General features: G+C 74.6%; 22 protein-coding genes. 16 read left to right on the top strand and 6 right to left on the bottom strand.

The window, feature by feature from the left end; translation table 11 throughout:
* The gene (locus ACFEMC_RS16180; protein WP_380170586.1) at positions 1–528 is read left to right on the top strand and encodes a DUF6912 family protein; all 528 of its coding nucleotides are present in this window, start codon (positions 1–3) and stop codon (positions 526–528) included.
* Between the two features lie 6 nt (positions 529–534).
* Here the strand turns inward: ACFEMC_RS16180 and ACFEMC_RS16175 are convergent, their stop codons facing one another.
* A complete protein-coding gene (locus ACFEMC_RS16175) occupies positions 535–1,035 on the bottom strand; it encodes a DUF2505 domain-containing protein (protein ID WP_380170585.1) in 501 nt (166 codons plus the stop codon).
* A 97-nt stretch (positions 1,036–1,132) separates the two neighbouring features.
* Here ACFEMC_RS16175 and ACFEMC_RS16170 point away from each other — a divergent pair, with 97 nt between their 5' ends.
* A complete protein-coding gene (locus ACFEMC_RS16170; RefSeq protein ID WP_380170584.1) occupies positions 1,133–6,088 on the top strand; it encodes an NAD-glutamate dehydrogenase in 4,956 nt (1,651 codons plus the stop codon).
* A 46-nt stretch (positions 6,089–6,134) separates the two neighbouring features.
* Positions 6,135–7,637 (top strand): sensor histidine kinase, encoded by a 1,503-nt coding sequence (locus ACFEMC_RS16165; RefSeq protein ID WP_380176829.1) that lies wholly within the window; start codon positions 6,135–6,137, stop codon positions 7,635–7,637.
* Positions 7,638–7,711: 74 nt separating this feature from the next.
* Here ACFEMC_RS16165 and ACFEMC_RS16160 read toward each other — a convergent pair whose 3' ends face one another.
* A complete protein-coding gene (locus ACFEMC_RS16160; RefSeq protein WP_179753353.1) occupies positions 7,712–7,960 on the bottom strand; it encodes a WhiB family transcriptional regulator in 249 nt (82 codons plus the stop codon).
* 463 nt (positions 7,961–8,423) lie between these two features.
* Here ACFEMC_RS16160 and ACFEMC_RS16155 point away from each other — a divergent pair, with 463 nt between their 5' ends.
* On the top strand, positions 8,424–8,762 hold the full coding sequence (locus tag ACFEMC_RS16155) for a hypothetical protein (protein ID WP_380170583.1): 339 nt from the start codon (positions 8,424–8,426) through the stop codon (positions 8,760–8,762).
* A gap of 3 nt (positions 8,763–8,765) precedes the next feature.
* Here ACFEMC_RS16155 and ACFEMC_RS16150 read toward each other — a convergent pair whose 3' ends face one another.
* From ACFEMC_RS16150 to ACFEMC_RS16135, 4 genes are all read right to left on the bottom strand, one after another.
* Positions 8,766–9,560 carry a SigB/SigF/SigG family RNA polymerase sigma factor gene (locus tag ACFEMC_RS16150; RefSeq protein ID WP_380170582.1) on the bottom strand — a complete coding sequence of 265 codons (795 nt, stop codon included), beginning with the start codon at positions 9,558–9,560 and terminating at the stop codon, positions 8,766–8,768.
* Positions 9,557–10,003, bottom strand: coding sequence for a hypothetical protein (locus ACFEMC_RS16145; protein ID WP_380170581.1), 447 nt, complete (start codon positions 10,001–10,003; stop codon positions 9,557–9,559). Before ACFEMC_RS16145 ends, ACFEMC_RS16150 begins: the two co-directional genes overlap by 4 nt.
* Positions 10,004–10,069: 66 nt before the next feature.
* A complete protein-coding gene (locus tag ACFEMC_RS16140; protein ID WP_380170580.1) occupies positions 10,070–10,594 on the bottom strand; it encodes a GNAT family N-acetyltransferase in 525 nt (174 codons plus the stop codon).
* Positions 10,591–14,460 carry an FtsK/SpoIIIE domain-containing protein gene (locus tag ACFEMC_RS16135; protein ID WP_380170579.1) on the bottom strand — a complete coding sequence of 1,290 codons (3,870 nt, stop codon included), beginning with the start codon at positions 14,458–14,460 and terminating at the stop codon, positions 10,591–10,593. Before ACFEMC_RS16135 ends, ACFEMC_RS16140 begins: the two co-directional genes overlap by 4 nt.
* 149 nt (positions 14,461–14,609) lie before the next feature.
* Between ACFEMC_RS16135 and ACFEMC_RS16130 the strand changes: the two genes are divergently transcribed.
* From ACFEMC_RS16130 to smpB, 12 genes are read left to right on the top strand one after another with little or no spacing between them, the layout of a single operon-like run.
* A complete protein-coding gene (locus ACFEMC_RS16130; protein WP_380170578.1) occupies positions 14,610–15,839 on the top strand; it encodes a CpaF family protein in 1,230 nt (409 codons plus the stop codon).
* Positions 15,839–16,690, top strand: coding sequence for a type II secretion system F family protein (locus ACFEMC_RS16125; protein ID WP_380170577.1), 852 nt, complete (start codon positions 15,839–15,841; stop codon positions 16,688–16,690). Before ACFEMC_RS16130 ends, ACFEMC_RS16125 begins: the two co-directional genes overlap by 1 nt.
* Entirely contained in the window at positions 16,687–17,553 is an 867-nt protein-coding gene (locus ACFEMC_RS16120) for a type II secretion system F family protein (protein WP_380170576.1), read from the top strand. Before ACFEMC_RS16125 ends, ACFEMC_RS16120 begins: the two co-directional genes overlap by 4 nt.
* Before the next feature lie 40 nt (positions 17,554–17,593).
* Positions 17,594–17,779 (top strand): hypothetical protein, encoded by a 186-nt coding sequence (locus tag ACFEMC_RS16115; protein ID WP_380176920.1) that lies wholly within the window; start codon positions 17,594–17,596, stop codon positions 17,777–17,779.
* 32 nt (positions 17,780–17,811) lie between these two features.
* The gene (locus ACFEMC_RS16110) at positions 17,812–18,162 is read left to right on the top strand and encodes a TadE/TadG family type IV pilus assembly protein (protein ID WP_380170575.1); all 351 of its coding nucleotides are present in this window, start codon (positions 17,812–17,814) and stop codon (positions 18,160–18,162) included.
* On the top strand, positions 18,159–18,569 hold the full coding sequence (locus ACFEMC_RS16105; RefSeq protein ID WP_380170574.1) for a pilus assembly protein: 411 nt from the start codon (positions 18,159–18,161) through the stop codon (positions 18,567–18,569). Before ACFEMC_RS16110 ends, ACFEMC_RS16105 begins: the two co-directional genes overlap by 4 nt.
* On the top strand, positions 18,566–19,009 hold the full coding sequence (locus tag ACFEMC_RS16100) for a pilus assembly protein TadG-related protein (protein WP_380170573.1): 444 nt from the start codon (positions 18,566–18,568) through the stop codon (positions 19,007–19,009). The genes ACFEMC_RS16105 and ACFEMC_RS16100 overlap by 4 nt, the downstream gene beginning before the upstream one ends.
* 19 nt (positions 19,010–19,028) lie before the next feature.
* Positions 19,029–19,700 carry an SDR family NAD(P)-dependent oxidoreductase gene (locus tag ACFEMC_RS16095; protein ID WP_380170572.1) on the top strand — a complete coding sequence of 224 codons (672 nt, stop codon included), beginning with the start codon at positions 19,029–19,031 and terminating at the stop codon, positions 19,698–19,700.
* A 50-nt stretch (positions 19,701–19,750) separates the two neighbouring features.
* Positions 19,751–20,815, top strand: coding sequence for a peptide chain release factor 2 (gene prfB, locus ACFEMC_RS16090; protein ID WP_380176827.1), 1,065 nt, complete (start codon positions 19,751–19,753; stop codon positions 20,813–20,815).
* A 42-nt stretch (positions 20,816–20,857) separates the two neighbouring features.
* The gene (gene ftsE / locus ACFEMC_RS16085) at positions 20,858–21,547 is read left to right on the top strand and encodes a cell division ATP-binding protein FtsE (protein ID WP_380170571.1); all 690 of its coding nucleotides are present in this window, start codon (positions 20,858–20,860) and stop codon (positions 21,545–21,547) included.
* On the top strand, positions 21,547–22,452 hold the full coding sequence (gene ftsX / locus ACFEMC_RS16080; protein ID WP_380170570.1) for a permease-like cell division protein FtsX: 906 nt from the start codon (positions 21,547–21,549) through the stop codon (positions 22,450–22,452). Before ftsE ends, ftsX begins: the two co-directional genes overlap by 1 nt.
* Positions 22,453–22,491: 39 nt before the next feature.
* On the top strand, positions 22,492–22,962 hold the full coding sequence (gene smpB, locus ACFEMC_RS16075; protein WP_367639161.1) for an SsrA-binding protein SmpB: 471 nt from the start codon (positions 22,492–22,494) through the stop codon (positions 22,960–22,962).
* Positions 22,963–22,966 lie beyond the last annotated feature (4 nt).

The raw sequence follows: 22,966 nt of genomic DNA, 5'->3' as shown, positions 1-22,966 counted from the left end.
GTGCGCGTCTACTGGCCGACGACGCTCGCCGCCCTCGCCCGTCTCGCCGACGCCGGTGAATTGGCGGCGGCGCCCGCGACGGTGCACGCCGTGACCCCCACGCTCCGGGACTACTACGCGGACGCCGATCCGCGTGACCTGGAGGAGGAGCTGGAGTACGTCGCGATGACGGACGCCGCGGGGGAGTCGGTGCGGCTGCTCGCCGCGGAGGCCGAGGGCGCCGCCCCTCGCCGGGTGGTGCTCGCCCTCGACGTGCCGGACGCCGCCGTGCAGGTGGAGCGTGCGGGCTGGGCCGCGCCCGAGCGCTCGCAGGTGCGCCTCACCGTCCCGTTGACGCTGGACGACCTCGCGAGCGTCCACGTCGACGACGGTGACGCCGAAGCGGACGTGCGGGCGGCGGTCGCGGCGCTGCCCGCAGCCGACGCCGGCGACGAGGACGCGCAGTTCACGGTCGAGGCGTGCGAAGGGCACGACCTCCTCTGGTACGACGCGAACGAGCTGCCGATCCTGCTGAGCGTCGGTCCCTGAGGCGGCTCAGGCGCCGGCGGACCACTCCTGCGCCAGGGCCGATTCCGAGCGGACCAGCTGCAGCAGGCCCGGCAAGGCGGCCCGCTCGACCTGGCCCCCCAGCAGCGGCACCCGCACCTCGAGCGAGCCGTCGAGGCGGTGGGAGCTGCCCGGCCCGTCGGGCGCCAGGACCGACGACGCCGTCAGCGTCACCGGCGCGTTGCGGATCGTGAGCGTCAGGTGCGAGCGGCGCGTCCCGTCCGCGGCCGGGGGGTCCCACCGCTCGACCTGCTCGACGACCGCGGTGGAGCCGAGGAAGCGCGACGCCGCGGCGGGCAGGACGTCGGTGCTGACGGTGCGGGTGCTCGTCACCACGACGGCCTCGCCGTCCGCGGACACCGACTCGGTGTGCTCGAGGGCGCCGGAGCGTTCGGCGCGGGCGCGCAGGAACGCCGGGTCGACGAGCACGGCGTGCACGGCGGTGGGGGGCGCGGTGAAGCGCGTCTGCTCGGAGAACGGGGTGGGCACGGCGTCACTCTAGGTGCCGGCTCGCGCGTCCCCCTGCGGACCGGCCGTGATCACGACTAGGGTGGCAACGCGTATCCACCCGCGAACCGGAGCAGTGATGCCCGCCTCGACCTCGGCCCCCGCCGGCAGCGTCCGTGAGCTCGTTCGAGCCGCCTCGACCGCCCGAGACGACCGCTGGGGGGAGGGGATGCCGCCGGCCCTGAGCTCCGGGACCGCCGTCGAACGCCTGCTGCTCGACTACTTCGCCCACACCGCGCCCGACGACCTCGCCGACCGCGCCCCGGCCGAACTGCTGGCGGCCGTCGCCTCGCACGTGCGCTGCGGCGCGGTCCGGCGACCCGGCACCACGATCGTCCGCATCGTCGACGGTCCCTCCTCGGGCGCCGGGGAGGGCCGGTCGACCGTCGAGGTCGTCACCGACGACATGTCCTTCCTCGTCGACAGCCTCACCGCGGCGCTGACCCGCGCCGGGCGCGGCATCCACCTGCTCGTCCACCCGCGGCTCGCGGCGCGTCGCGCGGCCGACGGGACCCTGGAGGACCTCCACGACGTGGGCACCGCCCCGCCGTCGGAACCGGCCGAGTCGTGGATCCGCATCGAGGTCGACGCCGTGGGCGGGCCGGAGGCCGACGACGAGCTGCTCACGAGCCTGCAGGGCGTCCTCGACGACGTCCGCGCCGCTGTGAACGGCTGGCAACCCATGCGCGCCAAGGCGTTGCAGATCGCCGACGCCCTGCAGATCGACCCGCCCAAGGGCATCGCCGACGCGGAGCTGCGCACCGCCGAGCGGTTCCTGCGCTGGATGGCCGACGACCGCTTCACCTTCCTCGGCTACCGCGAGTACGACCTCGTGACCGCCCCGTGCGCGGAGGGGGAGGAGGTCGAGGGGGGCGAGGACGTCCTGCTCGTCGCCCGGTCCGGCACGGGCCTCGGTGTCCTCGCCGAACGCCCCGGCCGACGCGGGGGCAGGGAGCGCAAGCTCTCGGGTCCGGTGCGGGACAAGGCGACCGAGCCGCAGGTCCTCGTCGTGACGAAGGCGAACGCCCAGGCGACCGTGCACCGTCCGGCGTTCCTCGACTACGTCGGCGTCAAGAAGTTCGACGCCGACGGCCGCGTCACCGGGGAGCTGCGGTTCCTCGGGCTCTTCACCTCGGTGGCGTACACCGACTCCGTCAAGCGCGTCCCCGTCGTCGCCGAGAAGGTCACGGAGGTGCTGCAGCGCGCCGGGTTCGGCTCCGGGGGGCACTCGGCCAAGGACCTGCTGAGCATCCTCGAGACGTTCCCGCGCGACGAGCTGCTCCAGTCCGACGTCGACACCGTGCTGCAGACGGCGCTGGCCGTCCTGCGCCTGCAGGAGCGTCGCCGGACGCGGGTGTTCCTGCGCCGCGACGACTACCGCCGCTTCATGTCCTGCCTCGTCTACATGCCGCGCGACCGCTACACGACGCGGGTCGGGGCGCGCATCGAGTCGCTCCTGCAGGACGCGTTCGACGGCGGGTCCGTCGAGCACACCCTGCGCGTCTCGGAGTCCGTGCTGGCCCGCTTGCACGTGGTCGTCCGCGCCCGCGCCGGGGAGGAGCTCACCGACGTCGACGTCTCCGAGCTCGAGGCCGACGTCGCCCGTGCGGCCCGGTCGTGGGAGGACGACGTCGTCGACGACGCCCGGGAGCGGGCCGGGGACGCCGGCGCCGCCCTCGTGCGGCGCTGGGCCGGCGGGATCCCCAACGGCTACCGCGCGTCGGTGCCCGTCGAGCGGGCCGTCGCCGACCTGCAACGGGCCGAGGAGCTGCTGGACCGCTCCGGCGGTGAGCAGGGCGACCAGCCGCTGCTGGACCTGCGCGAGGACCCGGAGCAGCCGCGGTCCTGGCGGATGACGAGCTACCGGACGAGCCCGGTCACCCTCAGCGCGGTGCTGCCGGTCCTGTCCGACCTCGGCGTCGAGGTCACCGACGAGCGTCCGCACCAGCTGACGCGCGAGGACGGCCGGCGGGTCTGGGTCGACGACGTGGGCCTGCGGCTGCCGGTCGACGTCTGGCACCTCGACGCCGACGCGGCCGCGGCGCGCACCCGCTTCACCGAGGCCTTCGCGGCCGCCTGGTCGGGGCAGGCCGAGAGCGACAGCCTGGCCCGCCTCGTGCTGGCCGGCCAGCTCACGTGGCGGCAGGTCGCCGTCGTGCGCGCGCTCGTCCGGTACCTGCGGCAGGTGGGGTTGGCGTACTCCCTCGACTACGTCGCCAACTGCCTGCTGGGCGACGTCGGCATCACCCGGCTCGTCGTCCGCCTCTTCGAGGCGCGGTTCGCGCCGACGCGACCGGGCCACGAGGACGAGCGGGCCGAACTCGTCGACGCGCTCGCGGAGGAGACTCGTGGCGCGCTGGACGGTGTCGCGAGCCTGGACGCCGACCGGATCCTGCGTGCCCTGCTGTCCGTCGTGCAGGCCGTCGTGCGCACCAACGCCTACCAGGACGGGCCGGACGGAAGGCCCCACCCCTACCTCTCGTTCAAGCTCTCGCCGCGGCTGGTGGCGGGGATGCCCGAACCCGCGCCGCACGCGGAGGTCTGGGTGTACTCCCCGCGCGTGGAGGGCGTGCACCTGCGGTTCGGTGAGGTCGCCCGCGGCGGCCTGCGCTGGTCGGACCGGCGCGAGGACTTCCGCACCGAGGTCCTGGGGCTGGTGAAGGCGCAGATCGTCAAGAACGCCGTCATCGTCCCGACCGGGGCCAAGGGGGGTTTCGTCGCCAAGCAGCTGCCGGACCCGTCGGTGGACCGGGACGCCTGGTGGGCCGAGGGCATCGCGTGCTACCGGACGTTCATCTCCGGCCTGCTCGACATCACCGACGACCTGCGGCTGGTCGACGGGGTGCGCACGACGGTGCCGCCCGTCGACGTCGTCCGCTACGACGGTGACGACTCCTACCTGGTCGTCGCGGCCGACAAGGGGACGGCGACGTTCTCCGACATCGCCAACGAGATCGCGGTCTCGCGGGGTTTCTGGCTGGGCGACGCCTTCGCCTCCGGCGGGTCCGTCGGGTACGACCACAAGGCCATGGGCATCACGGCCCGCGGGGCGTGGGAGAGCGTGCGCCGGCACTTCCGCGAACTCGGGCACGACACGCAGTCCGCACCGTTCACCGTCGTGGGCGTGGGCGACATGAGCGGTGACGTGTTCGGCAACGGGATGCTGCTGTCGCAGCAGATCCGGCTCGTCGCGGCGTTCGACCACCGGCACGTGTTCCTCGACCCCGACCCGGACCCGGCCGCCTCGCACGCCGAACGCGCTCGGCTGTTCGCCCTGCCGCGCTCGTCGTGGGCCGACTACGACACCTCACTCCTCTCCGAGGGCGGGGGCGTCTACCCACGCACGGCGAAGTCCGTCCCCGTCAGTCCCCAGGTGGCGCAGCGCCTCGGCCTGGACCCCGCGACGCGGTCGATGTCCCCGGTCGACCTGCTCAAGGCCGTCCTGGCCGCGCCCGTCGACCTGTTCTGGAACGGCGGCATCGGCACCTACGTCAAGGCGTCGACCGAGTCGCACGCCGACGTGGGCGACAAGGCGAACGACGCCATCCGCATCGACGGCCGCGACCTGCGCGTCCGCGTCGTCGGGGAGGGCGGGAACCTCGGCCTCACCCAGCGCGGGCGCATCGAGGCGGCGCAGTCCGGCGGTCCCGGCGGCGGGGGCGTCAAGCTCAACACCGACGCCATCGACAACTCCGCCGGCGTCGACTGCAGCGACCACGAGGTCAACATCAAGATCCTGCTCGACCACCTCGTGACGCAGGGGCAGCTGGACCCGGCCGACCGCGACGAGACCCTGCTGCGGATGACCGACGAGGTCGGCCACCTCGTCCTGCGCGACAACTACGACCAGAACGTCGTGCTGAGCGTGGAGGGGAGCTTCGCGCCGGGTCTGCTGCCGGCGCACCGGCGGTTCCTCGACGTCCTCGTGCGCGCCGGCGACGTCGACCGGCGCCTGGAGGCCCTGCCGTCGTCGGCGGAACTGGACCGTCGCGCCCGCGAGGGCGGCGGTCTGACGATGCCGGAACTGTCCGTCCTCATCGCCCACGCCAAGATCACCCTCGGCCGCGCCGTGCTGGACAGCGCGCTGCCGGACGAGGAGTGGGTCGTGGCGACGCTGCGCGGGTACTTCCCCGCGGAGCTGGGCGAGCGGTTCGGCGACCACCTCACCGACCACCCGCTGCGCCGGGAGATCGCGACCACGGTCCTGGTCAACCACGTCGTCGGGACCGGGGGCCTGACGTTCGCGTTCCGGGCCGCCGAGGAGACCGGGTCGGACCCCGCCGACGTCGTGCGGGCCTTCGTCGTCGCCTCCCAGGTGTTCGGGCTGCCCGAGCGGGCCGCGGCCGTGGAGGCCCTCGACGGGCAGGTGGAGGCGTACGCGCAGTCGCGGATGCGCCAGGCCCACCAGCGCCTCCTGGACCGCTCGGTGCGCTGGCTCCTGCACACCCGGCCCGAGGGCATCGACGTCCCCGCCGAGATCGCCCGGTTCGCGCCGGCCGTGGCGCGGCTGGCGCCGTCCATCGTCGACCTCGACGACGCGGCGACGCTGCAGGCCGAGGCGGAGTGGTTCACCGAGCGCGGCGTCCCGGCCGACGAGGCGCTGCGGACGGTGGCGCTGCTGTCCCTGTTCCCGCTGCTGGACGTGGTCGAGGTCGCCGACGCGAGCGGCCGGACCGTCGAGGAGATCGCGGCGGTCTGGTACGAGCTGTCGCGCCGCTACGCGATCACCACGGTGCTGGAGGGGATCGCCGCGCTGCCGCGCGGCGACCGGTGGCAGTCGCTGGCGCGCGCGGCGCTGCGCGACGACCTCTACTCCGCCGTGCGGGACTTCACGGCGGCCGTGGTCGCCGAGGTGCCCGCGGGTGCCCCGGTGGACGCCGCGGACGCCGTGCAGGCGTGGGAGACCGCGCACGCCCCGGCCGTGCGGCGTGCGCAGCAGACGATGACGGACCTGGAGGGCGAACCCGGCGCCGGGGACCTCGCGGCGCTGTCCGTCGGCCTGCGGGCCCTGCGCACCGTCCTGCGCGCGGGCTGAGCGGAGGTCCGGCGTGGTCGGCCCGTACGCTCGTGCGGTGCCCACCATGTCGGACCTGCTGCACTCCCAGACCGCGATCTCGGGCGCCGAGGCCGAGTGGTTGCGCCTGCTCGTCGGGGACTGGCAGCTCATCTCCGACCTGTCGTTCGCCGACCTCGTCCTGTGGGTCCCGACGGCCGACCGGCAGCACTTCGTCGCGGTCGCGCACTGCCGTCCCACCACCGGGCCGACGGTGCACTACGACGACGTCGTCGGGGCCCTGCTGGAACGCGGCCGCCGCCCGCAGGTGGACACGACGTTCGACGAGGCGCGCAGCCTGCGCGGTCGCGACCCGGAGTGGGACGACGACGTCCCCGTGCGCGAGGAGACCATCCCCGTCGTCCGCGAGGGCGTCGTGCTCGGCGTCCTGGCCCGGCACACCAACCTGGCGACGTCGCGGACGCCGAGCCGCCTGGAACTGAACTACGTCAAGTGCGCCGACGACCTCACGCGGATGATCGCGGCGGGGGAGTTCCCGCAGACGGCGGCGCCGACGGGTCCGCGCCGCGGCGCCCCCCGCGTCGGGGACGGGATGCTCCGTCTCGACGCGGACGGCGTCGTCACCTACGCCAGCCCGAACGCCCTGTCCGCGTTCCACCGGGCCGGGCTCATCGGCGAGCTGGTCGGGGCCAACCTCGCCGAGATCTCCAGTTCCCTCGCCGCCTCCCACCTGCCGGTCGACGAGTCGCTGCCGCTGGTCGTCACCGGCCGGGCGCCCTGGCGCACCGACCTCGAGACGGAGGCGGCGACCCTGTCGATGCGGGCGATCCCGTTGACGCGCAAGGAGAACGGCGCGGCGGTCCGCATCGCGGCGCTGCTGCTCGTGCGCGACGTGTCCGAGCTGCGCCGTCGCGAGCGCGAGCTCATGACGAAGGACGCGACGATCCGCGAGGTGCACCACCGGGTCAAGAACAACCTGCAGACGGTGGCCGCGCTGCTGCGGCTGCAGTCGCGGCGCATCGGCTCGGAGGAGGGGCGCTCGGCGCTGCAGGAGGCGATGCGGCGGGTCGCCACCATCGCCACCGTCCACGAGACGCTGTCGCAGGGCATCGACGAGAACGTCGACTTCGACCAGGTCCTCGACCGGTGCCTGATGATGGCCGCCGAGGTCGCCATGGAGAACGCCGAGCGCGTCCGCACCGTGCGCGAAGGCCGGTTCGGCGAGCTGCGGCAGGAGGACGCGACGGCGCTCGCGCTCGTCCTCACCGAGCTCGTGACGAACGCCGTCGAGCACGGCTTCGGGTCCGACAAGGCCGGCACCGTGGTGGTGAAGGTCGAGCACACCGCCGACGACCGGATCGAGGTCGTCGTCAGCGACGACGGCGTCGGGCTGCCGGCGGACTTCCAGGTCGGCAGTTCCGGGCTCGGGACCCAGATCGTCCGGTCGCTCGTGGCCGGAGAACTGCGGGGGCGCATGGAGTTCGGCGCCAGCGAGTCCGGGGGGACGGAGGTCCGGCTGGACCTGCGCGTGCGCCGGGACGTCGCCCAGATCGGCAGCGTCCGCAACTGATCGGGGCACGACGTGAGCGAGGCCCCCGACCGCAGTCGGGGGCCTCGCTCAGGGTCGTGCTGGTGCGGCGGGTGTCAGCTCGCGCGGCGGGCGCGGGCGGCGCGACGCTTGAGCGCGCGACGCTCGTCCTCGCTCATGCCGCCCCACACGCCCGCGTCCTGGCCGGTCTCCAGCGCCCACTTCAGGCAGGAGTCGACGACGTCGCAGCGGCGGCAGACGGCCTTGGCTTCCTCGATCTGCAGGATCGCGGGGCCCGTGTTCCCGATGGGGAAGAACAGCTCGGGGTCTTCGTCGAGGCAGGCGGCATTGTGGCGCCAGTCCATGGGGGTTCCACTCCTTCTCGCGTAATCGGTCTCAGGACACACGTGTCAACCTCGCGGTAACGAGCTGGACACGCGGGATCCCTGAGCACCGGCAACGCCGGCGGTGCCAGGACACATGCTCTTCACCTGCAACTTCCCAGGTGACGACGTGTGTCGGGGATCGCGTCGGGATCCAGAGTCACACCTCGTGCGCGCTTTCACAAGAGGTGGGACGGGGTCGATCGTGAGGAACGCATGTCGAGTACGTCACACGGTCGTAACACAGCAGACCCCTCCCGGTAATCCGTGGTCTCCCGGCGCGCCCGGTTTGACACGCCGAGTGATGACCCTCGACAGGGGGACGTGGCGCCACGGACCGGGGGAGGCCCCCGACGTGCTGCCGTACCGTGCTCCCGTGCCGTCCGTCCCCGCGCCCAAGGCTGCGACACATCGCCCCCGCCCGCCACTGCTGACGGCCATCGCCGTGGTCGTCGGCGTCGAGGTCCTGATCCTGCTCGCCGGCGCCGCCTACCTCGTGCACGGTCTCGTCGTCGAGGGGTCGCGCGCTCCGCTGGCCGGGCTCTCGGTCGTCCTGCTCGCCGTCGTGTTCGCGGCGGGCCTGGCCTTCTGCGCCCGCGGTCTGCTCCAGCGGGCGACGTGGGCGCGCTCGCCGCTCGTCGTGTGGCAGGTCCTGCAGATCGCGGCCGGCTTGCCGGCGTTCACCGGGGGGTCCCCGTGGCTCGGGGCGCTGCTCGTCGTACCCGCCGTCGCCGTCGGGGTGGGCCTCTTCCTGCCGTCGGTCTCGGACGAGGTCGGGCGCTGACCGTCAGTCGACGTCGCCGAGGCCGTCGCGCAGCTGGGCGAGGGTCCGGCTGAGCAGGCGGGACACGTGCATCTGCGAGATGCCGACCTCGGCCGCGATCTGGGACTGGGACATCCCGCGGACGAACCGCAGCACGAGGATGCGCCGCTCCCGCACGGGCAGGGCCGCCAGCAGCGGACGCAGCGCCTCGCGGTTCTCGACGTTCTCCAGCGCGGCGTCGTCCTCCCCGAGCGCGAGGGCCGGGGACGTGGGCGAGCCCGTGTCCAGCGGGACGGTCGAGTAGGCGTTCGCGGCCTCGAGCACCTCGACGACGTCGTCGGCCTCGTGGCCGGTGCGCTCGGCCAGCTCGGCGACCGTCGGGGCGCGGCCCAGCTCCTGGGTGAGGACCTCCCGCGTGTCGGCGAGCAGGCGGCCCGCCTCCTGGACCCGGCGCGGCACGCGCATGGCCCAGCCGCGGTCCCGGAAGTGGCGCTTGATCTCGCCCAGCATCGTCGGCACCGCGTACGCGCCGAACGGCACCCCGCGGGTGGGGTCGAAGCGGTCGAGGGCCTTGAGCAGCCCGATGGTCGCGACCTGGGCGAGGTCGTCCTGCGGTTCGCCGCGGCCGGAGAACCGGGCGGCCAGGTGCTCGGCGAGCGGCAGGTGACGGCGGGTCAGCTGCTCGCGCAGGTGGAGCCGTTCGGGGTCGTCGGGTGCGAGGGAGGCCATGCGCTCCAGGAGCGGGCCGTCCGCGTCGTGCTCGCCCTCGCGCGCTGCCGGCAGGTCCCGCGCCGGCGAGCGGTGCGACGTCCCGGTCACCCGACCCCCGCGGCCACGCTGGCGGCCGCCCCCGACGTCTTGCTGTGCCGCAGCACGATCCACGCCCCGGTGGCCGAGGTGCCGGTGAAGACCTCGCCGACGAGGGCCTCCAGCACGGCCCACGCGAAGCTCGAGCGTTCGGGCAGTTCACGCGCCGGGCCCCGCACCTCGACCTCGAGGGACCCGTCGCCCAGGCGGAAGGTCGCCACGAGCTCGGCGTCGGACGGCGAGGGCCCCAGCAGCAACGTGCACGCCTCGTCGACCGCGATGCGCAGGTCCTCGATCTCGTCGAGCGTCAGGTCCAGCCGCGCGGCCAGCCCGGCGCTCGCGGTGCGCACGACCGTCAGGTACGCCGGGTCGGCCGGGACCCGCAGCTCCACCAGGTCGGTGGAGGCGTCCGCGACCGGATCGCCGGCCGGTTCACCGGTCGTGGGGGTCGACACGTGGCTGGGTCCTTTCGGGGCCGGGTACAGCGCAGAGCTGCCGCTCAACGTACAAGCGTGACCACGTTAGGTCACGGCCGGGGCCGGAGTGCCACCACCGAGCGTCGCCAGCCGGTCGCCGTCCAGACGCCAGACCGTCCACTCGTCCTCCGGCCGCGCGCCGAGCGACCGGTAGAACGCGTGCGCCGAGGTGTTCCAGTCCAGGACCCAGAACTCCAGGCGGCCGAAGCCCCGCTCGGTGCAGATGCGTCCGAGCTCGGCGAAGAAGGCCGACCCGATGCCGCCGCGCCGGTGCTCGGGACGGACGTAGAGGTCCTCGAGCCACATGCCCTGCCGGCCGAGCCAGGTCGAGAACGTCGTGTACCACAGGGCCATGCCGACGACCTCGGGTCGGCCGTCGACCTCGACCTCGGCGACCACGCAGCCGATCCCCGTCCCCGGCTGCAGGGCGCGGGCGAAGTCGTCGGCGCCGGCCTTCGCGGCCTCCGGCTCGCGTTCGTACTCGGCCAGTTCGCGGACCAGGCCCGCGATGGCGGCGCCGTCCTCCGGGGTCGCGGTGCGCAGGGTCGCCCACGGGGCTGGGGTGCTCACACCGCCACGGTAGGGCAGTCGGCGGTGCCCACCCGCACGCTGGTCCAGACCCCGTCGCGCACCACGAAACCCGCCCCGGGACCGCGACCGGGTGCGGGGACCGGCCGACGGCCGACGAGCTCGGCCGGCACCCGGTCCGCGCGGCCCAGCAGCACCGTCGTGCGGGCCGTCGTGCGGGCCAGGGCCGCCACCCCGCGGAAGCTGCCCGTCAGCTCCTGCCCTTCACCGGCGACGACGACGCGGACGGGGCCCGCGCCCTGCAGGGCGCTGACCAGCGCGTCCTCGACGTCCGCAGGCAGCGGCCGCACCGCGTCGTCCACCAGCACCAGACGGCCCGCGGACAGCGCCGCCCGCACGGTCTCCGCATCGGCCGAGCGGGCCCAGACGCTGCCCGGCGCCTGGGCCGCGAGCGTCCCCAGCGCGGTGGTGCGGCCGCTGCCGGCCGGGCCGGCCACGAGGAGCACCGGGTCGGCGACGACCACGACCGGTCCCGCGTCGTCCCCGCCCCGTCCCAGGACGAGGCCGGCTCGCTCCGCCGCGGGGACCGGGCAGCGCGGTGGCAGGGCCGCCACCGACAACCGGGTGGGGCGCGTCGGGGCGGGTCGGGAGGGCAGGGCGACCTGCACCTCGGTGGCCCGGCCGTCCACGACGAGCAGGCCCCGGCCGGGGACCGCGGCGCGGGGGACCTCACCGGGTCGCACCCCCAGCAGGCTCGCGTCCCCGCGGTCGGCCGTCCGCAGCAGCACGACCTGCCCCGCGCTCGCCGAGACGGCCCCCGTGAGGCACTGCCGGTCGCCGGCGACCACGACCCGCAGCCCGGCCCCGGAGCCCTCCCGCAGCAGCCGCAGCAGCGGGTCGGTGCCCGCGACGGGGTCGGCCGCAGCCAGGGCCGCGGACCAGGACTCCCAGCCGTCGACGACGAGCAGCAGCAGCTCCGTGGCGGGGGCCCCGGCGCGGCGGGCGTCGACCTCCGCCTGCAGCCGTTCCAGGACCCGGCCGGCGCGCCACACCTCGTCCCGGGCGACGACCGCGGCGGTGGACCCGGTGCCGGCCAAGTCGCGCAGCCCGCCCCCGCCGTCGAGGACGTGGACCTCGACGTCGGGTCGGGCGCCAGCCTCCACCGCCAGGCGGCGCAGCAGGGTCGTGCGGCCGCTGCGCACCCCGCCGACCACGAGCAGGTGCGAGCCGGCGTCCAGGTCCCAGCGGGCCACGGCACGGTCCTGCTGGTCGGGGCGGTCCGCCAGACCCCACCCGAGGGAGCGGCCGGCCGTGCGCGCGACCTCCTGCGCGCCGACGACCGTGGGCAGCGGCGGCAGCCACGGGGACACGGGGCGGGGGCGGCCGAGAGCGGCGGCGCGGACGGTCTCCACGAGACCGGGCAGGTCGTCCGCCTCCGCCCGCGGGAGGTCCGAGAGGGGGAGCGGGTCGACCACCTCGACCCTCACCGCGCGGCGGACGGGGCCGCGCAGCCGGGCGGTCTGGAACGGGCGTGCCCCCGTCGTGCTCGAGCGCAGCAGCACCCGCCCCGGCACGGTGAACGTCGCCGGTCGGGGGTCGCCGACCACGTCCTCGGCGTCGGCGCGGTCCTGCACCCGCAGCGCGAGGCGCAGGTCGGTGTTGGCCCGGATCTCCGGGCTCACCACGCCGGCCGGCCGCTGCGTCGCCAGGACGAGGTGGATGCCGAGCGAGCGCCCGACGGCGGCCAGGCGCACGAGGCCGTCGACGAACTCGGGGACCTCCTGGGACAGCACGCGGAACTCGTCCACGACCACGACGAGGCGCGGCAGGACACCGGCCGGCAGGGCGGCCACGTCGGGCGCTCCGGCCTCGCCCAGCAGGCGTTCGCGGCGGCGCACCTCGGCCCGCAGGCTGCGCAGGACGCGCGCCGCGAGCTGGTCGTCGAGGTCGGTGACGAGTCCCGCGACGTGGGGGAGCCCGGTGCAGCCGCCGAAGGCCGCGCCGCCCTTGTAGTCCACGAGGACGAACTGCAGCCCCTCCGGAGGTGTGCGCAGGGCCAGACCGAGCACGAGGGTCGTGAGCAGCACCGACTTGCCCGACCCCGTCGTCCCCGCGAGGAGCGTGTGCGGGCCGTCGCGCACGAGGTCCACGGTGACGGGACCGGCCGCGTCGGCCCCGACCACGGCCGGCAGACCGGGTGCGGACTCGGCCCACGCGCGCTGCAGGGCAGCAGGATCGGGACGACCCAGGAGTTCGAGCAGGTGGACGTCGGTGGGCAGCGCGTCGACCGCCGGCGTCCCGGCGGCCAGCAGCGGGGCGCAGGCCCGGGCCAGTCCGGCGGCCCACGGCTCGCCCACACCGTCGGGGCGGAACGCCTGGTCGCCGTCGGCCGTGCGCACGAGGGGAACGGCGGCGCCCAGGTCGACGACCGTCCGGCAGGCCGGGGGCAGCTCCGCGGGACCGGTGCCCACGCAGACGGTGTGCACGCCCACCGCGGGACCGTCGGTCAGCAGTTCGGTGAGCCGCGCGTCGGTGTGCCACCACGCGACCGGGTCCAGCACGACCACGAGAGCGGGGCCGGGTGAGGGAGCGGGCGTGGCGCGGGCGCGGACCTGCGCCACGGCCGCGGCGACCACGTCGCCGTCGGTCGGCGGACCCGCGTGGTGGGGGAACCACGCGGCCCACTCCTCCTCCGCGGCCGTGAGGAGCCGGACGTCGGCGGGGGCCTGCCACGCCGCCAGTTGCGCCAGCCACCAGCGGACGGCCGCCGCCGCGCGCTCGCCCGGTCCGCAGACCCCGACCGCCCCGGCGCCGAGGTCGACGACGACGGGGACGTCGCCGAGCCGGGAGGGGGGCCCTCCGCCGTCCCGCACGGTGGCCGTGGCGGCGGGCAGCTCGCCGAGGCCGACGCGGACGGTGAGGTGGTCGGGGTCGCCCGGACGGCGGCGGAACAACCGGTCACCTCGCCCGGTCACCTCCGCGAGCACCTCGTCGGCACCGGGGTGCCGTTCACGCCGGGCGTCGGTCTCCCGGCGCAGGGCGTCGCCGTGCTCGCGGCGGACCAGGTCCCGGGCGGTGGTGAGCTCGAACGCTGCCCGGGCGGCGACCCGTTCGTGCCGGCGACGCTGCCCCCACCACTGGCCCCCGGCCACGACGGGGGAGGCCAGGCCGAGCAGCAGCGACAGCGGCGTCCAGACGAGGGCCAGCACGACCGCGACCGCCAGCGGCACGAGCAGTCCGAGCCAGGGCGGTCCCGGCGGTTCGGCCTCGGGCACGGGGGAGGGCCAGCGCCAGGTCCGCGGCCCGGGAGTGGCCAGCAGTCGCGGCGGCCGGTTCACCAGCAGGTGGCCCTGCCCGTCGGGTTGGACCACGGCGGCACCCACGGGCACCGGCCCGCAGCGCAGGACGGTGTCGCCGACGGCGACCAGGGCCCCGGGCGGCAGGGTCCCGTGGTCACCGGCGTGGTCGTCGTCGCCCGTCCGCAGCAGCCGCGTGCCGTTGAGCGAGCCGAGGTCACGGACCGTCGAACCCGAGACCTCGACGCGCAGTTCCGCGTGACGTCGCGAGACCGAGGGATCGGTGAGCGCGACCGACGTGCCGGCCTCGTCCCGGCCGACCACGTGCCGTCCCGACCCGAGCGGGAACCGCCTTCCGGCGTCGGGTCCGGCCGCGACCACGAGTTCCACGCCGTCGGCCGTCGCGGGTGGAGGGGCGGGCGGCCAGGCGGTTCCGGCGAGCAGGGGCGGGGACCCGAGGACCGCCCTGGGGTCCAGACCCCAGGCCACCGCCCAGTCCGGCGGCCACGGCCCGGTCACCTCCTCGAACTGCTCCCGGGCAGCGGCCAGCGTCGTCCCGGCGGAAACCTCCACCAGCACGTCCACCCCCAGCACGGTCATCCGGAACGGCACCGGCGGAGCCTTGCACGGGCCATCGACAGGGCCCGTCCGCCGTCCACAGGTCGGAGTCGTCCACACCGTCAGGACGTTGTCCACATCACCCGAACGCCGATCCGCGGTTTCCCCTACGGTTCTCCGAGCCGAGTGAGGGGGAGGTGCGTGTGGACGCGGTACGGCTGGTGGAGGACGAGGTGCGGGCGCAGGTGCGTCGCCGCATCGCGGCCGGCAGTTTCCGGGGTGACGCGGCGGAACTGCGTTCCCTCGTCGACTCCGTCGTCCTCGACTACGACCTGCGGTCCCTCGACGGTTCCCTACCCGGTCTGCCCGACCGGCAGGACGCCGTGCGCGAGGTCGTCGCCGCGGTCTCGGGTTTCGGTCCGCTGCAACGGTACTTCGACGACCCCGACGTCGAGGAGATCTGGATCAACGAACCCGGCAAGGTGTTCGTGGCGCGCCGTGGGGTCGCCGAACTCACGACCACCATCCTCGAGGAGGACACCGTCGCCGAACTCGTGGAGCGGATGCTCGCCACGAGCGGTCGTCGCGTCGACCTCTCCTCCCCGTTCGTCGACGCGTCCCTGCCCGACGGTTCGCGGGTCCACGTCGTCATCCCCGACGTGACGCGCCGGCACTGGGCCGTGAACGTCCGCCGGTTCGTCGTCCGCGCCCGCCGCCTCGAGGACCTGGTGGGTCTGGGGTCGCTCACCGCACCCGCCGCCCGGTTCCTGTCCGCCGCCGTCGCGGCCGGGTTGAACGTCCTGGTCTCCGGCGGGACCCAGGCCGGCAAGACGACGCTGTTGAACTGCCTGCTCGCCGCCGTTCCCGCGCACCAGCGCATCGTGACGTGCGAGGAGGTGTTCGAACTGCAGCTGCAGAACCGCGACGTCGTCGCGATGCAGTGCCGACAGCCGAACCTCGAGGGCCGCGGGGAGATCCCGCTGCGACGCCTCGTGAAGGAGGCGCTGCGGATGCGCCCGGACCGCCTCGTCGTGGGTGAGGTGCGGCAGGCCGAGAGCCTCGACCTGCTCATCGCCCTGAACTCCGGACTGCCCGGCGCCGCCACCGTGCACGCGAACTCCGCCGCCGACGCCGTCGCGAAGATGTGCACCCTGCCGCTCCTGGCGGGCGAGAACGTGACGAGCGGTTTCGTCGTCCCGGCGGTCGCGGCGAGCCTCGACCTCGTCGTCCACGCCGGGCTCGACACCACGGGGCGTCGGCGCGTGCGCGAGGTGCTCGCCGTCCCGGGGCGGGTGGAGGGCGGCGTCGTCGAGACCGCCGAACTGTTCACCACGCGCGGCGGGGAACTCGTCCGCGGGACGGGCTGGCCCCCGCACCGGGACCGCTTCGAACGAGCGGGTTTCGACCTCGCCGACCTGCTCGGGACCTCCTGATGAACGGGGTGCGGGTCGGGGCGCTGCTGGGCCTCGGGGTGTTCTGCGTGTGGTGGTCGTGCTGGAGCCGCCCTGCGCGCGTGCGGCGGCCGCGCCGTCGCGTGCGCGCGCTGCTCGACGCCGCGGGCTGGCCGGACGTGCCGAGCGCCGCCCTGCCGCTCGTCTGCCTCGTGGCCGGCGCCGGCGCGGGAGTCCTCGCCCTCGCCGTCAGCGCGGTCCCCGTGCTCGGGCTGGGGGCCTTCGCCGCGGCTGCGTGGGCGCCGGTCGCCCTCGCCCGGTCGCGGGCCCGCCGCCGGGAGCAGGACGCCGCCGCGCAGTGGCCCGACGCCGTCGACGCGATGACGGCGTCCGTCCGCGCCGGCGCGACGCTGCCGGAGGCGGTGGCCGGGCTCGCCGTGCGCGGACCGTCGGGGTTCCGGCCGGCCTTCGCGCGCTTCGCGGCGGCCCACCGGTCCAGCGGATCCTTCGAGGCCGAGCTGGAGCGGCTGCGCGACGACCTCGCCGACCCCGTCTTCGACCGGCTCGCCGCGACGCTGCGCATGACGCGGCAGGTCGGCGGCAGCGACCTCGGCGCCACGCTGCGGACGTTCTCCGGCTACCTGCGCGAGGACGCCCGCACCCGCGGCGAGCTCCAGGCCCGGCAGAGCTGGACGGTCTCGGCGGCCCGCCTCGCGGTCGCCGCGCCGTGGATCGTGCTGGCGCTGCTCGCCACCCGCCCAGGCACCCTCGCGGCGTTCGCCGACACCACGGGTGCCGTCGTCCTCGCCGGCGGGGCCGCGCTGACGGCCGGGTCCTACCGGCTCATGCTGCGGCTCGGTCGGCTGCCCACGCCACGGCGGGTGCTGACGTGACCGGCGCGCTGCTCGGGCTCCTCGCCGGTCTCGGCCTGGTCCTCGTCCTCACCGGGGTCCCGCTGGGGCGTCGCACCGCTCTGGAGGCGCGGGTGCTGCCGTACCTGGGGCACGGGACCGCGCCGACGCAGGACCGGCTCCGGTCGCTGGCTGTCGCCGTCGGTCAGCGGCTCGGCGGCGGTCGCACCGTGGCCGGCCGTCTCGCCGTCCTGGACCCCGGTACCGACGGCACCGACCGCTCCCCGGGTCACCGCGCCGAGCAGGTCCTGTGGGCCTGCGCGGCAACGGTCCTCGCGGTCGTCGTGGCCATCGCCGCCGCGGGCGGCGACCCGCTGGCGGTGCTCGCCGCGATGGTCGTCGGCGCCTGCGCGGGGGTGCTCGCCCGCGACGCCGTCCTGGACCGCGCGGTTCGGCGGCGCCGGGCCGAGCTCGTCGCGGAACTGCCCGCGGTGGCCGAACTGCTCGCGCTGTCGGTCGCGGCGGGGGAGAACGTCACCGCCGCCCTCGAACGGGTCGCCGCCGGCCGCGGACCCCTGTGCGACGGGTTGCGCGGGGCCCTGGCGAGGGTGCGCACCGGCACCCCGCTGCCGGACGCCCTGACGACGCTCGCCGGCCGGTGGCAGGTCCCTCCGTTCACCCGCTTCGTCGACGCCGTGTGCGTCGCCATCGAGGCGGGCAGCCCGCTGGCGGAGGTGCTGCGCGCCCAGGCGGCCGACGCCCGCGACGCCGAGCACCGCCGGCTGACGGAGGCCGGGGGCCGTGCCGAGGTGCGGATGCTCGTGCCGGTCGTCTTCGGGATCCTCCCGACCGTCGTCGTCTTCGCCGTCTACCCAGGGCTGGCCCAGCTCCAGCTCGACCACTGAGAACCACACCGAGAGAACGCATCCAGAGAAGAGGAACGCCGTGCTGCAGGACCTGAAGACCGCGATGACCCGGATCGACGTGAGCGACGACCGGGGCGACGTCCCCGGCTGGGTGCTCGTCACGATCATGACCGCCGGCCTCGTGGTCGGGTTGTGGGCCGTCGCCGGCCCGCGCCTCGCCGCCCTGTTCACCACGGCGATGGACGCCGTCGTGACCCAGTTGTGAGGCCCCCGCACCGCGGGGACGAGGGGTCGGCCGTGGCGGAGTTCGCCGCCGTCGCCGGGCTGCTGTCCCTGCTCTTCGTCGCCGTCGTGCAGCTCGCCGTCGTCCAGCACGTGCGGGCGACGGCCGCCGACTGCGCGGGGGAGGGCGCCCGGTTCGGGGCGCTGCGCGGGCACTCCCCGGCGGACGGGGCCCGACGCACCCGTGAGCTCCTCGCCGCGTCCCTGTCGCCGGCCTACGCCCGCGACGTCACCGCGCACGTCGTCCGCGTCGGTGCGCAGCCCGTCGTCGAGGTGCAGGTCGCGGCCCCGTTGCCGGTGCTCGGGCTGCTCGGCCCCGGCCGCGGACTCACCGTCCGCGGCCACGCCCTGCAGGAGGGATCGTGACGCGGGACGAGGGCAGCGCGACCGTCGAGTTCCTCGCCGTCGGGGTCCTGTTGCTGGTCCCGCTCGTGTACCTCGTCCTGACGCTGGGCCGGGTGCAGGCGGCGACGTTCGCGGCCGGGTCCGGCGCGAGCGAGGCCGCCCGCCTCGTCGCCGCCGGCGCACCCCCGGCCGACGCCGAGGCCGCGGTGGCGCTCGCGGTCACCGACCAGGCGCTGCCGGCGCGGACCGCGCGCCTCGCCGTCACCTGCGCCGCCGATCCCTGCCGCACCCCCGAGGCGGAGGTGACCGCGACGGTCCGCGTCGACGTGCCGCTGCCGCTCGTGCCGGCCTTCGCCCGCGACGTCCTGCCCCTGCAGGTCCCGGTGAGCGTCCGCCGCGTCGCCGTCGTCGACCGGTTCGCGCCGTGAGCAGTCAGGAGACGTCGACCCCGACGGGTGACGAGGGCCGGATCACGGTGCTGGCCCTGGCCTTCGGACTGCTCGCGACGGTCCTCGTCCTCGTCGTGACGTCGGCCTCCGCGGTGCACCTGCAGCGCAAGGAGCTGTACGCCCTGTCCGACGCCGCGGCCCGCGACGCCGCGGACGCCCTCGACGAGGGTCGGTACTACGCCGGTGCCGGTGACGGCGTGGTGCTCTCACGGGCCTCGGTCCGGACCTCCGTCGAGGCCTACGTCGCCGCGCACGCGCCCGGGGTCGAGGTCGGCCCCGACACCGGCACGACGGACGGACGCACGGCCCGCGTCGAGCTCGTCCGGGTGACGACCCCGCCCTTCGCGTCGTTCGTCCCGGCGCAGTTCGTCCGGGTCCGCCTCGTCGCACGGTCGACCGCGGTGGCCGACCTGCAGTGAGCGTGCCAGCGTGTGCGCCGTGGAGCTTCGAGACGCAGGAGTCCTGGTCACGGGTGCGGGCGGCGGGCTGGGCCGTCCCCTGGTGGAGGGGCTCCTGGCCGCCGGTGCCCGCGTCGTCGTGAGCGGCCGGACGGCCCCCGCGATCGACGGCACCCACGCCGTCGCCGCCGACCTGCGGCTGCCGGGCGAGCCGGAACGCCTCGTCGAGGAGGCCGTCGCCCACCTCGGCCGCCTGGACGGGCTCGTCCACGCCGCCGGCGTCGTCGCCTTCGGCAAGGGTGTCGAGGCCGACGACGACCTGCTCGACGAGCTGTTCCTCGCCGACGCGATCGGCCCGATCCGGTTGCTGCGGGCCGCCGTTCCGCACCTGCGGGACGGGAACGACGCCTTCGCCGCCGTCGTGACCGCCGTCGTCGCCGAGAAGCCGCAGGCCGGGATGGCCCCCTACTCCGCGGCCAAGGCCGCCCTGTCGGCCTTCGTCACGGCCCTGGCCCGGGAGGAGCGCTCCAGGGTCCGGGTGCTCGACGTCCGCCCGCCGCACACCGAGACCGGCCTGGCGACGCGGCCCGTCGCCGGGTCCGCGCCGAAGCTGCCGCAGGGCCTGGACCCGCGCGCCGTGGCCGACCGCATCCTGCGCGCGATCACCGAGGGTGAGCGGGAGCTGCCGTCGGGGGCGTTCGCGCAGACGTAGACTCGTCGGTCGTGGCCATCGACTTCCCCGCCGAGATCTCCGCCCTCCGCATGACGTACGCGTCCATCCGCGAGGTGTCGGACCTCGAGGGCCTGCGCACGGAGCTGGCCGACCTCAACGAGCAGGCCGCCGCGCCGGACCTGTGGGACGACCCCGAGACCGCCCAGGGCGTCACGAGCCGGCTGTCCTCGGTCCAGGCCGAGCTGGAGCGCATCGAGAAGATGGGCGGGCGCATCGACGACCTCGAGGTGCTGGTCGAGCTGGCCGAGTCCGAGCACGACGCGGACTCCCTGGCGGAGGCCGAGGAGGAGCTCGGGGGCATCCGCAAGTCCCTCGAGGAGCTCGAGGTCCGCACGTTGCTGTCCGGGGAGTACGACCCGCGCGAGGCGCTCGTGACGATCCGCGCCGAGGCCGGGGGCGTCGACGCCGCCGACTTCGCGCAGATGCTCATGCGCATGTACCTGCGCTGGGCCGAGCGCCACGGCTACAAGAGCGAGGTCTACGACACCTCCTACGCGGAGGAGGCGGGCATCAAGTCGGCGACGTTCAAGGTCGCCGCGCCCTACGCCTACGGCACCCTCAGCGTGGAGCAGGGCACCCACCGCCTGGTGCGCATCTCGCCCTTCGACAACCAGGGCCGGCGCCAGACGTCCTTCGCCGGCGTGGAGGTCCTGCCCGTCGTGGCCGAGACCGACCACATCGAGGTGCCGGAGAACGACGTCCGCGTCGACGTCTACCGCTCGTCCGGCCCGGGCGGGCAGTCGGTCAACACGACGGACTCCGCGGTCCGCCTCACCCACCTGCCGACGGGCATCGTCGTCACCTGCCAGAACGAGAAGTCGCAGCTGCAGAACAAGGCTGCGGCCATGCGCGTCCTGCAGGCCAAGCTGCTGGAGAAGGCGCGCAAGGACCGCCAGGCCGAGCTCGACGCCCTCAAGGGCGAGGACTCCGGCTCGTGGGGCAACCAGATGCGCTCCTACGTCCTGCAGCCATACAAGATGGTCAAGGACCTGCGCACGAACTTCGAGGTCGGCAACACCGACGGCGTCTTCGACGGGGAGATCGACAGCTTCCTCGACGCGGGGATCCGCTGGCGGCGGCAGAGCGAGGCCTGAGCGCGGCGCTCACGCTGAGCCACAGACCATAGGGTGGGAGTGATGATCACCTTCGAGCACGTCAGCAAGTCCTACGGCGAGGGGCACCGCCCCGCGCTCGCCGAGGTGACCCTCCAGATCGACAAGGGCGACTTCGTCTTCCTCGTCGGCCCCTCGGGATCGGGCAAGTCCACCTTCCTGCGGCTCGTGCTGAAGGAGGAGAAGGCCAGCTCCGGCTCGGTCCAGGTCAACGGCCGTGACGTCGGCCGGCTGCGCTCCTGGAAGGTGCCGCAGCTGCGCCGCCAGATCGGGGTCGTCTTCCAGGACTTCCGGCTCCTGGCGGACAAGTCCGTCTACGAGAACGTCGCGTTCGCCCTGCAGGTGCTGGGCAAGCCGCGCCACGTCATCGCGCAGACCGTCCCGGAGACGCTGGGCCTCGTCGGCCTGGGCGGCAAGGAGAAGCGCCGCCCGCACGAGCTGTCCGGGGGTGAGCAGCAGCGCGTCGCGATCGCGCGCGCGTTCGTCAACCGGCCGGCGATCCTGCTGGCGGACGAGCCCACCGGGAACCTCGACCCCGAGACGAGCGTCGGGATCATGAAGCTGCTGGACCGCATCAACCGCACGGGGACCACGATTCTCATGGCCACGCACGACGACGACATCGTCGACCAGATGCGCAAGCGCGTCGTCGAACTGCGCGACGGTCGCGTCGTGCGCGACGAGGACCGCGGCGTCTACGGATCGGGCCGCTGATGCGCCTGGGGTTCGTGCTGGGCGAGATGGCCACCGGCCTGCGCCGCAACTTCACGATGTCGGTCGCCGTCGTGCTCGTGACGATGGTGTCCCTGTTCTTCTTCGGGACCGGGCTGCTCGTGCAGAAGCAGGTCGGGATCCTCAAGGGCGAGTGGTACGACCGCGTCCAGGTCTCGGTCTTCCTCTGCGGTGACACGTCCCCGACCGACCGCTGCCCGAGCGGATCGATCACCGACGCCCAGCGCACCGCGCTGCGCGAGCAGCTGCAGGCGGACCCGCGCGTGGAGCGCGTCTACTACGAGTCCCAGCAGCAGGCCCTGGACAACTTCAAAGAGCAGTCGACTCCGGCGGTCACGGACAACCTGACGGCCGACCAGCTGCCGGAGTCCTTCCGCATCCGCCTCAACGACCCCCAGCAGTACAAGGAGGTCAGCGCGGACTACGAGACCGCCGTCGGGGTGGAGGACGTGCCGGACCAGCGCGCGATCCTGCAGCCGCTGTTCACGGTGCTCGACGTCGCGACCAACATCGCGCTCGGCCTGGCGGCGCTCATGCTGCTGTGCTCGATGATGCTCGTGTCCACGACGATCCGGCTCACGGCGTTCAGCCGCCGCCGCGAGACGACGATCATGCGTCTCGTGGGGGCCTCGCGGGCCCTCATCCAGCTGCCGTTCGTCCTCGAGGGCGTCGTGGCCAGCCTCATCGGGGGAGTGCTCGCCTCCGGGGCGCTGTGGGCGATGGTGAACTTCGGCGTCTCCCGCCTGCAGAACCGTCCGGGATTCACGACGCGGCTCATCGACACCTCCGACGTGCTGACCCAGACGGGGCCGGTCATCATCGGGGTCGGCGTGGTGTTCGCGATCATCGCCTCCCTGTTCAGCCTGCGCCGGTGGCTCAAGGTCTAGACTGGAAGGCTCACCAGCCAGACAGCCAGGAGGGACGACGTGCCGCGCGAAACCGGGCGCAAGGTCATCGCCAGCAACCGCAAGGCGCGCCACGACTACTTCATCGACGACGTCTACGAGGCCGGCGTCAGCCTCATGGGCACCGAGGTGAAGGCCCTGCGGATGGGCCGGGCCTCCCTCGTCGACGGCTTCGCCCACATCGACCGGGGCGAGATGTGGCTCGAGGGCGTCCACATCCCCGAGTACGTCCAGGGGACCTGGACGAACCACACGCCGCGCCGCAAGCGGAAGCTGCTGCTGCACCGCGCCGAGATCGACAAGTGGGCCGGGAAGGTCCGCGAGTCCGGGCTGACGATCGTGCCGCTGGCGCTGTACTTCGTCGACGGCCGGGTCAAGGTCGAGATCGGCCTGGCGCGAGGCAAGAAGAACTACGACAAGCGGCACGCCCTGCGCGAGCGGCAGGACCGCCGCGAGGCCGAACGCGCGATGTCGTACCGGCAGAACCGCTGACGCT

It is taken from the genome of Kineococcus sp. DHX-1, from assembly GCF_042473625.1.
In the GTDB taxonomy this organism is placed as follows: domain Bacteria; phylum Actinomycetota; class Actinomycetes; order Actinomycetales; family Kineococcaceae; genus Kineococcus.
Note: the sequence above shows the minus strand (reverse complement) of the source record. Positions and strands in the feature narration are given on the sequence as shown.